Genomic DNA, 10,958 nt, shown 5'->3' on the forward strand with positions numbered 1-10,958 from the left:
TACGCGCTCTAGTAAGTTACGTGGAATGCAACATTGATTGAGTAAACTTTGAACAGCAAAGCTGTTGTCAGAGGAGAATGCAATGCTGATTCCACCGAGTGAACACGTTCTGTTGCTGGCAGAGCGCTGGCTGCAACTGTTATCCGATCTGGGGCGGGCGCAGGCCACGCTAACAGCCTACCGCAATGCCCTCCGTCATTACTTTGCGTTCTGCAGCCAGAACGGAATTAAACCTGAAAAGGCGCGGTTTGAAGACCTGGCTGCCTATATTAGTCCTCAGTTACCCGGGATGCCTTTTTCCGCGGCCAGCGCCACGCTCCAGCTTCGCCTGTCGGCGATCCGCCTCTGGTATGACTTTCTCATGTACCTGGATCTTTGCACGGTCAATCCGCTGCCCCGATCCGGCACGCCCGGCATGCTGAGTTCCGGCCGGGGACTGGTTCCCCGCGTTGTAAAGCTGCCGCGCATTCCTGACGATGCGCAGTGGCAGTGTTTTCTTTATCATGCCGCCGCTTCCCCACTGCGTGACCGCCTGATGCTGGCATTAACCTATTACGGCGCGCTGCGTCGGTCTGAAATTACCTCGCTAAGTATTGACGACTTCGACTTTGCTCACCGGCTCATCCGCATCCGGGCAGAAACCACCAAGAGCCGGCGTGAACGAATTGTCTGTTACAGCCCGGCAGTAGTGCCAGTGCTGGCCGCGCACCTTATGCAGATGAAGCGGACCGGAATCGTAAGAGGTGCCCTGTTCCGTTCTGAGTCCGATCGTAATCAGGGCGGGCCGCTTTCATTCTGGACCTGGAGCAAAACGGTACGGAAATGGGCGCTTGAGTCTGGGATGCCGGACATCTCAACCCATACCTTCCGGCACCTGCGACTCACACACCTTGCCCGCGCGGGCTGGAAGTTGCACGAACTTGCCACCTATGCAGGACACCGCGACCTGACCACAACACAGATTTATATTCATCTTTCTGGCAGGGACCTGGCTGCCCGGATGGCTGGCGCGATTGAAACGGCAGATATCAGGATGGCGAACCTCATTTTCAGAACAGAGAAATAACATGAGCCCACACACACCGATTGAAAACAGCCGGCATCCGTTCGACATGACTGAATACCGGCTTGAGGCGTCACTGACCCTCGCTGAACGGACGGCACTGAGCAGCGCTCACAGCCGGTCCCGTATGCTGCGAACGAAGCCGGTGCCGGACCTCATCAGGCCGCTGATGGACATTGCCGCCGGAAGCGGATGCGGCAGCAAAATCACGGGGCTGGTGATAGCCGGATTGCTGCGCGAAATGCATGCAGACGGCATGCCCTGCTGGTGCTGGCCGCAGGAACGCTGGCTGACGCTGTGCCGGGAAGTCAGGGAGGGCCGTCCGTTAATGGCCGCTTTTGCCTGGCATCTGGCTGATTTGCATGACCCGCTCAGCCTGCCTGATATACGTAAACCCGCGCTCTATGCTTCTGCCATCTTCGGCCAGGCTTTTTATCACCAGGAGCTGGACCGGCTGACTGATACGCTGACGTCGCTGGGTTATGCCCCGACCAGCCAGAAAAATCATGTCTCGGGTATACTGGCAACACTGATGATCATGAACAGGGATCCCCGGCTTGAAACGTTTACGCCTGAACTCCTCTGGCGCGCCCAGAGCGGGACAGACAAGGGAATATCCCGTTACGTCGGCCGCGTTTCACATGCACTTGCCGCACTGGGGATTATCAGCGCCCCGGTGAGGATGCGAAACTATAAAAAATGGTACGAAAAGCCGGTCGAAGGCGTCGATCCGGCCTGGGTGCACTGGTGCCGGCGCTGGCGGGAAACGTCGGTGCTCAGGCCGCGCACCCGTGAAAGCCAGTACAGCTTTATTCTGCGCTGCGGCCTCTGGCTGAAAAAGGAGCATCCGGAGGTTCGGGAACCGGCAGACTGGACAATGGAAACCTGCGCCAGCTTCATTGCGGCGGTAGGCCGGATGAACGTGGATGAGCTTCAGCTGGGCACGGAAAGGGGCACCCGCAAATCGGTGCGCTCCGGCGAGCCCATGATGCCGCATTCCAGGGCGCATTTTATCTATTCTCTGCGCCGTTTTATGATTGATTACGAAAACTGGGGCTGGGGGCGCCTGCACTTCAGCCCTGCCCGCCATCTTTCCACACCGGATACGCCGCTGTTCCGTCGCGGCGTCAATCCCCGTGTTATTGACGATCCGGTCTGGCTGAAGCTCATCTGGGCCAGCCTCAATCTGCGTCAGGAAGATCTGCTCACTGAAATACATTATCCACTGGCCATGCTGCAGGCAATGGCCGTCATCTGGACCCATGCGGGGGTAAGAAAGAACGAACTGCTCCGCCTGACAACCGGGTGCATCGCGCCGCAGGCGGACGATATCGTGAAGGACGACGGAAGTATCATCCCGGCAGGAACCCTGTGTTACCTGCATATCCCTGCCGGAAAAACCTCAAAAGCCTTTGTTAAACCGGTGGCGGCCGTGGTGAAAAAATACGTCGACATATGGCTGGATGAGCGTCCGGCAGAACAGGCTTTGCTCGCTGACGAGCGAACCGGTGAGAAAGTCCGGCTTCTGTTTCAGTACCGGGGTAAGCCTGCCGGCAGCGCTATCCTCAACCGCACCGTGATACCGATGCTATGCGCAAGAGCGGGCGTGCCTTGTGAAGACAGTGGCGGAATGATAACCAGCCACCGGGGGCGGGCCTCAGCCGTGACCGCGCTGGCGAGCGTACCGCAGGGCATGTCGCTGTACGAACTGATGCAGTGGACGGGCCATTCAACGCCCCAGTCTACAATGCACTATCTTCGCATCCGCCCGACTCAGCTGGCTGCCTCGTTCGTCAAAGCCGACAGGGTCGCTCATATGATAAGCGTGCTGGTTGACCACGATCCTGAAGCCGCCAGCCTGTCCGGGCCCGCGACCTACTACGATCTGGGCGACTCATACTGTACGAACCCCTTCTGGAGCAGTTGCCCGCACCGGATGGCCTGCATCGGCTGCGATTTTAACCTGCTGAAGGATAGCGCGCGCGGGCTGATACTGGAGAGTAAAGCATCCATCCGGCGTTACCTCGAAGAGGTCCCGCTCACTCCCGATGAGAGAGCCATACTGGAGCAGGATGCTGAAAAGGTTGAGCAGGCTCTTACAAGATTGGGCCCACAATCCTGACTGCTCAGATGCTTACAATGTCAGGTCTGAGGGTATCAGTGCAGAATCAGTACAGATAACTGAACGCCGTATTTGATATAAAGCTGATTATAACGGGCGTAATGCCGTAACTGATGGAGCAGCAGATGAGAAAACAGAAGCGATGTATGGGATACGTGGCGGTCGTGGTCGATGACTACGATCGTGCAATTGAGTACTACACCGATAAGCTGGGCTTTACCCTCATTGAAGACACGCCGCAGCCGGGTAAGCGCTGGGTCGTGGTGACGCCGGCCCCTGACAGCGACTGTGCTATTCTTCTTGCCCGCGCGTCGAACGACCGGCAGGAAGGCTTTATCGGCAATCAGTGCGGCGGACGGGTTTTTCTGTTCCTGCAGACCGACGACTTCTGGCGCGACTACAATGCTATGAAGGCAAAAGGCGTCCACTTCTTTCAGGAGCCACGGGAGGAAGAATACGGAATGGTTGTCGTATTTGAGGACATCTACGGCAATCGCTGGGACCTTTACCAGAACAGGCAGGCCTGAAATTCTTTCACAGCAGCGCCTCAGGTGTACGGGAAGCATTACAAGCGTAAACCCTGTCAGGTCTGGCCTGCAGAGAGCGCTTCTGAACAATATACCTCAGTGCAGCGGTCACTGCACTAAGGTCTCCCTCGGGTTAACCACACAGCGTCATGATATAAAATCCGGCCGCCGTCATGGCCAGCGAACCCAGCACGTGTATCAGCACCGAGGCGGCTGCCCAGGCATAGCTGCCGGACTGCAGCAGGGCAAAAACCTCAGCCGAGAACGTGGAGAAGGTCGTCATTCCGCCACACAGCCCGGTGGTAATGAGCAGCCGCCAGGCCGGATCGAGGCCGGGATGGCGCAGAAAATACGCCAGCGCCGCTCCGATGATAAACCCTCCCAGCAGGTTGACCAGCAGCGTCCCCGGCGGCAGGTCCGGAAAAAGCGCGTTCAGGCGCGCGCCCAGCTGCCAGCGGATAACACACCCTAAAGCACCGCCGGTGATGACAGCAAAAAGCTGATTCACGTTCACTCCTTTTATTTTTTTATATTCAGAACATAACGGGAAACGACCTGTGCGGCCGCATCCATCTGGTATACGGCCGGCACGCCGGTCGGGATATGCAACTGTGCCAAGCTGTCGTGTGGCATGCCGTCCAGGAAGGCGGCCAGGGCGCGCAGCGTGTTGCCGTGCGCCACGACCAGAACGGTACTTCCGCAGAGTATCTGCGGCATCACGGCGTGCTGCCAGTAGGGCATGACGCGACGCAGCGTCATTTCCAGGCTTTCCGTCGCAGGCAGGTCGGCCAGCGCAACGCGGCTGTAGCGCGGGTCCCGACGCAGCTGCGCCGGAGCCCCTGCGTCCGCGGGGGGAATGCCGCTGAAGCTTTTGCGCCAGAGCCGGACGGTCTCTGCACCCATCATCCGGGCAGCCGCTTCCTTGTTCAGCCCCTGCAGCGCACCGTAGTGCCGCTCGTTCAGCCGCCAGTGTTTGTCCACGGGCGTCCAGCTGCGGCCAAGACGGTCCAGCACCCGCCAGACCGTGTGAACACAGCGCGTCATCACCGAGGTGAAGACCCGATCGGGCAGCAGGCCCGCGTCCCGCAGCACGTCACCGGCCCGGTCAGCCTCCTGCCGCCCCCGGTCCGTCAGCGGCACGTCTGTCCATCCGGTAAAACGGTTTTCCCGGTTCCACTGGCTTTCGCCATGGCGCAGGAGAATCAGCGTTGAAGGTGCCAAAGACTGTGCTCCTGTGCCGGCCGCTGGCCGTCCGGTGGATCTGTTACGTGCGGCGCACAAACGCATGAAGCCCCGCATAGTGAGCGTCCTCACCCAGCGCCTGCTCAATGCGCATCAGCTGGTTGTACTTTTCCACGCGTTCGCCGCGGCACGGCGCACCGGTTTTCAGGTGTCCCGCGCGCAGGGCTACCGTGAGGTCGGCAAGAAATGTGTCCGTCGTTTCCCCACTGCGGTGGGACATAAACGCGCCCCACCCGTGCCGCTGGCAGAGCGCCACGGCGTCCAGCGTTTCGCTAAGCGAGCCTATCTGATTGAGTTTAATCAATGCGGCGCTGGCGAGGTTTTCGTCAATGCCGCGCTGGATGTACTTCACGTTGGTGACAAACAGGTCGTCACCAACCAGCTCGGCCCTGCCCGCAAGCTGCTGGTGCAGATGCTTCCAGCCCGACCAGTCATCTTCTGCCAGGCCGTCTTCCAGCAGAATGACGGGAAACTGGTCCATCAGCTCGCCGTAGTACGCCGTCATTTCCGCCGCGCTCAGCGCACTGCCCTCCGTGCGCAGATGATATTTTCCGTCTGCGAAAAACTCACTTGAGGCAGGGTCCATGCAGATGCTGATGTCTTCTCCGGGCCTGTACCCCGCCTTCTCAATGGCCTGCACGATAAACGCCAGCGGGTCGCGGTTCGACGATACGGCGGGCGCAAAACCGCCTTCGTCGCCGACTGCCGCGGACAGGTTCTTGTCCAGCAGGATCTGGCGCAGCGCCTGGTAGACCTCGCTGCCCTGACGCACGGCCTCGCGCAGCGTGGGTGCCCCGTGTGGCGCTATCATGAACTCCTGAAAGTCCGCGCCCTGACCGCGGGCGTGCACGCCGCCGTTGATAATGTTCATGCACGGTACGGGCAGCAGGTTCGCCTGCAGGCCCCCCAGGTAGCGCCAGAGCGGCTCGTGCGAGGCCTGTGCCGCCAGCCGGGCAACCGCCAGCGACACGCCCAGAATGGCATTGGCACCCAGCCGACTCTTGCTCTGCGTACCGTCCAGCGCCAGCATGATGTTATCCAGCTGACGCTGCTCGCGCACGTCCCTGCCGCGCAAGGCTTCGCAGATTTCCGTATTAACCGTCCTGACAGCATCCAGTACGCCTTTACCGCCAAAACGGTGTACGTCGCCGTCGCGGCGCTCAGCGGCCTCGCGCGAGCCGGTGCTGGCCCCGGAAGGCACCGAGGCCCGCGCCATCATTCCGTCCACGGTCCGGGCTTCGACTTCAACGGTGGGGTTGCCGCGAGAGTCAAGAATTTCACGGGCGGTCACGTTATCCAGTGTAAAGCGCATAGAGTTTCTCCCGGTTCAGTCATTCAGGTGAGTGATAAGCACATCCACCGTGAGGTGGTTAATGTATTCCGCCGAGCGGGACGTCAGCATTCCCATAAAGCGGTTTCGGTGCCCGGCAAGCACGAGGTCCACGCCCAGCTCAGCGATGCACTTCTCCACGTCCTCAAAGCGGCGCATGGTCACCAGCTCCCGCATGTCTACCGTCTCAGGCACGGAGGCCGCCAGCTCGCTCATAAACGCTTTGGATTTCAGCACCTCTTCCGACACGACGTCGTCCATCAGGCTGTCGGACACGTAGTTCATTTCCCGGTAGTCGTCGCTGATGTGGGCCAGGGTGATTTTCATGCCGAGCGGCTGCGCCAGCGCGACCGCCCGCTTCAGCAGGAGGGTGCCGTCGTCTTTATCGTTCACAAGTATCAATGCATGGGTGTAGCAGGTCATAATGAACTCCCGTTCTGGTTGAGGCGGGACTCAAGCCACGGCAGAAGCTGTTTTTTGCGGCTGAGCATACCCGGTACGGAGCAGGAGGCCGCGTTAACGCTCTCCCGCCCGGCGAAATAAAGCGTTGAAAACCCGGCCCGGATGTCGGTCAGCATCAGCACCGCCAAACCAGCACCCGACTGGTCTGCCAGATACGCCAGGGCAGCGAGCAGGTCGTCCATCACGGTGGCAACCTGTGACGGGGAGCTGACCTCAATCTGGGCGATGCGCACGTCAGTGCCGGCAATGACGAAGGCCTTGAGGTCCCTGTCCAGCAGCAGCTGTGCGCTGAGGCCGCTGACGTCAGTTTTTGCCGTAAGGAGGTCACGGGCGAAGGCTCTGCGGTTTACGCCGGACAGTACGCCCAGCTCGGTAGCCGAACGGATATCGTCTTCGGTCGTGGTGGGCGAGCGAAGATTCACGGTGTCGCTCAGGAGTGCACCCAGCAGAAGAATGGCAAGCGTCGGGGGCAGCGTGCGTCGCGCTTCAGCGTTCATAAGCAGCCACAGCAGCGTGGCGCTGCTGCCAAGCGGGCGTATGTGTACCTCCGGCGGCAGTTGCGTTATCAGTCCGCCCAGCCGGTGGTGGTCAGTGATCCCCACGATGTTGCTCCGGAGCAGGTCGTCAGGTCCCTGCGCCGGCTCGGTGAAATCGACCAGCCAGACCCGTTCATCCTGTAGCGGAATATCAAGCCGTGGCGGCAGCGTGAGTCCGGCGGTGTCAAAGATAAAATGGGTTTCGCGGTTAGCTTCGCCAAGACGCCATGCGCGGGCGTCCATGCCGCGCCCGGTCAGCCAGTGCGCGGTGACGAAGGCCGTGCAGATGGCGTCGCTGTCAGGATTGATGTGGCCAAAAACGTGTATCACAGGTCTCTCCCCGAAGAGGGAAGTACGCAGGCCGGGAAGAAAGTAAGGACGGCCTGACGCACCTCCTGAAAATCAAGAGTCGCATCAGGCGTCATCAGCTCCGGAACGGAGCGGTTGGGAAAGGTGGAACGCCATCACCTTGTCATATGAGTATAGAGCCGGTTGCAAAACCTGTCAGTATTATTCTGCTGGCGCCCTCAGCCTGCCAGCGCAGCCCGTGCCTCGCAGAGTACCCGGCGAATGTTTTCCGTCACCGCCGGACTCGTGCAGAGCGAAAGCGGACTGGGGTGCGGCATCGTCAACACGGGGACGCCGGGGTACAGATGATTGACCGTCCCGCGGGCCTGAGCCGCTACGGCACCGGCCAGCACCACCACGCGCAGCGCGGGCAGATACGCCAGCACGTCCTCAAGCAAGGCGCAGCCTCTGCGGATGTCCGCCGCTGACGGCCGTTTCTGCAGCCCGTGACTGACCCAGGGCACCGTATTCCACAGCACGCTGTCCTGACGCGAAATACCGGCTTCCGCCAGAAACCGCCCAAGGTTCTGCTGGGCCGGCCCCGGGTTATCACGCGACACAAACCGCGGTGACGGGCTGCTGCGCGCCGGCGACTGCAGCAGGACGAGCAGTCCGGCCCTAACCCCGCCGTCAGCCGGATCAAACCACGGCAGTTCTGCACCGGCCTGACGCTGGCCGCTGACCCAGCGATTCAGCGCGGCCACATGCGGCGCGGTGACTGCCGCGAGGCATTCCTCGCGTAAAAACGAGTCCTGCATCGATGTGCTGGTTTCACTCACGGCTTCCGATCCAGGCCTGCCAGACAGGGAGAAACAAACAGTTTACCGCTCCATGCCCCACGCACTGTTTTCACCGCGACAAGCAGCCACATGGCCGCCAGTATGACGACAAGAAGCGCACCGAAGCCTTTAAAGAATGCGAGGTCAATCAGGGTAGACAGCTTGAGCGTGGCCACGGTGTACACGCCCAGCGGGAAGGTAAAGCCCCACCATCCAAGGTTGAACGGGATGCCTTCACGGAAGTATCGCACGGTTATCAGCGTGGCCAGCAGCATCCACCACAGGCCGCAGCCCCAGAAGAGAATGCCGGCAACGAACCCCACGCCCTGCGCGATGTGACCGATTTCCGGCATGCCCGCCGCGGCAAACACCCCGGGCGCATCTCCGCCGATGACCAGCATGCCGAGCGAGCCGGTGCCAATCGGACCCAGCGCCAGCCAGCTTGAGGCCGCCATGCTTTCGTGCGGTAGCTTGTGCAGCGCCATACGCAGCAGCAGAATGGCGAGGATGCTCAGCGCCACCGGCACGGAGTACGCCCACAGCACGTAGCTGGTAATAATGATGCCGAGCTGCGCGTGTGGGGCAGCAATGTGCGGCGCCAGCAGGCCGCCGCTGACCGCCGCGACCTCGGCTGCCACGACCGGCAGTAACCAGACGGCAGTCATCTGGTCAATACTGTGCTGCTGCCGGGTAAACATCATGTAGGGAATGCACACGCCGCACAGCAGCGACATCGCCACGTCCAGCCACCACAGGGCGTGTGCCACCTGAATAACGTCTGCGCCCCAGCGCGGAAGACCGAACGCCAGCAGGCCATTGATGATGGTCGCCATGCCCATCGGGATGGTGCCGAAGAACATGGACACGGTTGAATGGCCGAAAATGCGCTTTGCCTCTCCGAAGTACATCACCCAGCGGGCCAGATACATCACGGCAAAGACGCTGAACAGGAGGATGTTAAACATCCAGAGCCCCTCGGCGACAAGGCGCAATCCCGGAACCTGCCAGGGGAACTGCGCCAGAGACAGCGACAGGATGCCGGTCCCCATGGTCGCGGCGAACCAGTTAGGCGTGAACTGTCGTATGGCCTCTTTCGGGCTGCTCAGCGCGCTCAGCGGACGCGCACCGTTATGCAGGGTGAATATTTTATCGTTCATGCCGGAATCTCCTGAGTAGACAGAAAGATTATAGGCATGTCAGAGTAAATCTTTAAAACAGGTTATTTAGCTAAAATAAATCTATAAAAGTGATTAACCACCCCACTTTGCGAAGGATCGTCACTGCGCTGGAGTAAGGGAGGTTTCGCGTCAGGTCTGCGGCGGGCTTTTAATCGTGGCCATGACACGGTTCTTTTTCAGGTCAACCACCGCAATGCTGAGGTCTTTATTCAGCACCCACGCGCGGGTACCGTCCTTGTTGAAGACAATCGCCTGACGGGGCGCATCCAGTCCGGTGACGGTGGACACCACCTTACCGGCGGCGGTATCAATAACGGAGAGGCTGTTGTCGCCAAGGTTGCCGCTGTAAACATAGCGGTTATCCGGCGTCAGCGCGGCACCGTAAGGGTCCTGACCCACGGGAATGGTTGCCGTAATGACGTGCTTTTGCGTGTCAACCACGGCGATTGTGTTGCTGCCGCTGTTAGCCGCGTACAGTGTGCGGCCGTCTGCGCTGACAGAAATGGCGCGCAGCTTGCTGAAGCCGGTTATCTCGCCGCGAATGTCGCCCGTCACGGCATCAACCAGGGTAATTTTATCGCCCTTAAAGTTGGTGACGTAGACGGTTTTGCCGTCCGGGCTGATTTTAATGCCCTGACGGGGCTGGGCAAAACCCGTCACAACTGCAATGGGCCGGTCATGTGTAAGGTCATACACCGAGAGCGTGCTGGCGGCCTCGTTATTCACATACAGTCGCTGACCGTCACGACTTATGGCCGTGCCGAATGCCCCGGGCCCCAGCGGCAGCGTGGCCGCCACGTCAAGCGTCCCGGTGCTGATTTTTTTGACTACGCCGAGACTGCTGTCAGAAAGAAATATGGCCTTACCGTCCGGAGAGAAAAGTGCATTACGGGGGGTGACGTAGCCCTTCATCACCTTTCTGACTTTCCCGGCAGCCAGATCATAGACCACCACGTCTGAGCGCTCACTGTAGGACGCCACCGCCGTTTTTTCATCGGGACTGACAGCAAGGGAATTGTTGTGGATATCGCCGTCAAACGTCCAGCGCGCTTCTGCAGCACCTGCGATGGTACTTATGAGGAGAAATGCCACCGCGGTCAGTCCCGGGATTCTGTAATTTTTTATCATTATTTCTTCCTGCATAAAGTGAAAGATAAAAGCGCATTGCCCGATTGAGGGCTTCAGAATAAGCATGGCAGATTAAATCCCGGCGGGGAAATCGATTTTCCGGCTATGTCTTACCACCCGTCAACTTTCCTCCCTGCCAGTAAGCATACCGAAGTGGTTCAAGGCTGAATAATTCCTGTTCAGAAAATAAACTTCAGAGGAATGGTAACTTATTTTTTTGTTTAAATTGCATTCCACATAAAC

General features: G+C 59.6%; 11 protein-coding genes and 1 riboswitch. Of the genes, 3 read left to right on the plus strand and 8 right to left on the minus strand.

All coding sequences use genetic code 11. The features are described from left to right. Positions 1–82 precede the first annotated feature (82 nt). From WFO64_RS22245 to WFO64_RS22255, 3 genes are all read left to right on the plus strand, one after another. Positions 83–1,066 carry a tyrosine-type recombinase/integrase gene (locus WFO64_RS22245; protein ID WP_010260799.1) on the plus strand — a complete coding sequence of 328 codons (984 nt, stop codon included), beginning with the start codon at positions 83–85 and terminating at the stop codon, positions 1,064–1,066. A gap of 1 nt (position 1,067) precedes the next feature. Next, on the plus strand, positions 1,068–3,185 hold the full coding sequence (locus tag WFO64_RS22250) for a tyrosine-type recombinase/integrase (RefSeq protein WP_013199813.1): 2,118 nt from the start codon (positions 1,068–1,070) through the stop codon (positions 3,183–3,185). A 125-nt stretch (positions 3,186–3,310) separates the two neighbouring features. After that, the gene (locus tag WFO64_RS22255; RefSeq protein WP_010260801.1) at positions 3,311–3,712 is read left to right on the plus strand and encodes a VOC family protein; all 402 of its coding nucleotides are present in this window, start codon (positions 3,311–3,313) and stop codon (positions 3,710–3,712) included. Positions 3,713–3,845: 133 nt separating this feature from the next. Here the strand turns inward: WFO64_RS22255 and crcB are convergent, their stop codons facing one another. The 8 genes from crcB to WFO64_RS22295 all read right to left on the minus strand — a co-directional run bounded on the left by crcB (position 3,846) and on the right by WFO64_RS22295 (position 10,715). Beyond that, positions 3,846–4,220, minus strand: coding sequence for a fluoride efflux transporter CrcB (gene crcB, locus WFO64_RS22260; RefSeq protein ID WP_010260804.1), 375 nt, complete (start codon positions 4,218–4,220; stop codon positions 3,846–3,848). Positions 4,221–4,231: 11 nt separating this feature from the next. After that, positions 4,232–4,933, minus strand: coding sequence for a 2,3-bisphosphoglycerate-dependent phosphoglycerate mutase (locus WFO64_RS22265; protein ID WP_013199814.1), 702 nt, complete (start codon positions 4,931–4,933; stop codon positions 4,232–4,234). Between the two features lie 43 nt (positions 4,934–4,976). Beyond that, the gene (gene eno, locus WFO64_RS22270) at positions 4,977–6,266 is read right to left on the minus strand and encodes a phosphopyruvate hydratase (protein WP_010260810.1); all 1,290 of its coding nucleotides are present in this window, start codon (positions 6,264–6,266) and stop codon (positions 4,977–4,979) included. 15 nt (positions 6,267–6,281) lie between these two features. Further along, a complete protein-coding gene (locus WFO64_RS22275) occupies positions 6,282–6,707 on the minus strand; it encodes a universal stress protein (RefSeq protein WP_010260813.1) in 426 nt (141 codons plus the stop codon). Continuing rightward, positions 6,704–7,612, minus strand: a complete 909-nt coding sequence (locus tag WFO64_RS22280) for a DHHA2 domain-containing protein (protein WP_010260815.1) — start codon at positions 7,610–7,612, stop codon at positions 6,704–6,706. The genes WFO64_RS22275 and WFO64_RS22280 overlap by 4 nt, the downstream gene beginning before the upstream one ends. 78 nt (positions 7,613–7,690) lie before the next feature. Next, a riboswitch (Fluoride riboswitch) is annotated at positions 7,691–7,760 on the minus strand. A 49-nt stretch (positions 7,761–7,809) separates the two neighbouring features. Further along, positions 7,810–8,409, minus strand: coding sequence for a uracil-DNA glycosylase (locus WFO64_RS22285; RefSeq protein ID WP_010260817.1), 600 nt, complete (start codon positions 8,407–8,409; stop codon positions 7,810–7,812). Beyond that, the gene (locus tag WFO64_RS22290; RefSeq protein WP_010260819.1) at positions 8,406–9,566 is read right to left on the minus strand and encodes a TDT family transporter; all 1,161 of its coding nucleotides are present in this window, start codon (positions 9,564–9,566) and stop codon (positions 8,406–8,408) included. Before WFO64_RS22290 ends, WFO64_RS22285 begins: the two co-directional genes overlap by 4 nt. 150 nt (positions 9,567–9,716) lie before the next feature. Next, a complete protein-coding gene (locus WFO64_RS22295; RefSeq protein ID WP_013199815.1) occupies positions 9,717–10,715 on the minus strand; it encodes a YncE family protein in 999 nt (332 codons plus the stop codon). Between the last annotated feature and the right edge of the window lie 243 nt (positions 10,716–10,958).

Source organism: Pantoea sp. AS142 (assembly GCF_037152305.1).
In the GTDB taxonomy this organism is placed as follows: Bacteria; Pseudomonadota; Gammaproteobacteria; order Enterobacterales; family Enterobacteriaceae; genus Pantoea.

Bases quoted from the DNA above. Each gene is read 5' to 3' on its own strand.
- WFO64_RS22245 (WP_010260799.1), top strand. From the start codon at position 83: ATGCTGATTCCACCGAGTGAACACGTTCTGTTGCTGGCAGAGCGCTGG.
- WFO64_RS22250 (WP_013199813.1), top strand. From the start codon at position 1,068: ATGAGCCCACACACACCGATTGAAAACAGCCGGCATCCGTTCGACATG.
- WFO64_RS22255 (WP_010260801.1), top strand. From the start codon at position 3,311: ATGAGAAAACAGAAGCGATGTATGGGATACGTGGCGGTCGTGGTCGAT.
- eno (WP_010260810.1), bottom strand. From the start codon at position 6,266: ATGCGCTTTACACTGGATAACGTGACCGCCCGTGAAATTCTTGACTCT.
- WFO64_RS22275 (WP_010260813.1), bottom strand. From the start codon at position 6,707: ATGACCTGCTACACCCATGCATTGATACTTGTGAACGATAAAGACGAC.
- WFO64_RS22290 (WP_010260819.1), bottom strand. From the start codon at position 9,566: ATGAACGATAAAATATTCACCCTGCATAACGGTGCGCGTCCGCTGAGC.
- WFO64_RS22295 (WP_013199815.1), bottom strand. From the start codon at position 10,715: ATGATAAAAAATTACAGAATCCCGGGACTGACCGCGGTGGCATTTCTC.